The sequence below is a fragment of the Enterobacter sp. CGMCC 5087 genome (assembly GCF_003144775.1).
Taxonomy (GTDB): domain Bacteria; phylum Pseudomonadota; class Gammaproteobacteria; order Enterobacterales; family Enterobacteriaceae; genus Enterobacter; species Enterobacter cloacae_M.
This window is the reverse complement of record NZ_QFXN01000173.1, coordinates 1-381: the sequence shown is the minus strand read 5'-3', so window position 1 is coordinate 381 and position 381 is coordinate 1. Positions and strand designations below refer to the sequence as shown.

Genomic DNA, 381 nt, shown 5'->3' with positions numbered 1-381 from the left:
GTTGCCGGATAATGCGGGTTTCTTTCAGTTCAGGATTAACATACGGGCAGTGCTGTCGCCCGTTCTCCGTCAGCGTGTCATACCGGTGTTCAAACCACGGGCGTTCGGTCTGGTATTCAGGGTGGTACTGCAGGGCGCTGCCGCAGAGGTGACAGCAGTAGCGGTCATACGGCGCGGTCTGCGCAGTACGGGCACCGGTAAGACGGCCATTGCCGTCGAGAGCCATAAAGGATTTTGCATACATCGTATTCATAATATTTGCGCCTTACCGCCAGACGACACGCAGGCGTCAGCCGTCCCGGTACGGGCAGCGTGGCAGGGTGCGAATGGCGGGTCAGTTATGCGTTAGCAGGTCGGTCGCGGCGATAGCCGGTCCAGGGC

Annotated in this window: 1 protein-coding gene; it reads right to left on the bottom strand. The window is 59.6% G+C overall.

Translation table 11 applies throughout. The features are described from left to right. On the bottom strand, positions 1-244 hold a 244-nt coding region (locus tag DEO48_RS15370), incomplete at its 3' end, for a zinc-ribbon domain-containing protein (RefSeq protein WP_219933016.1). Positions 245-381: the final 137 nt, after the last annotated feature.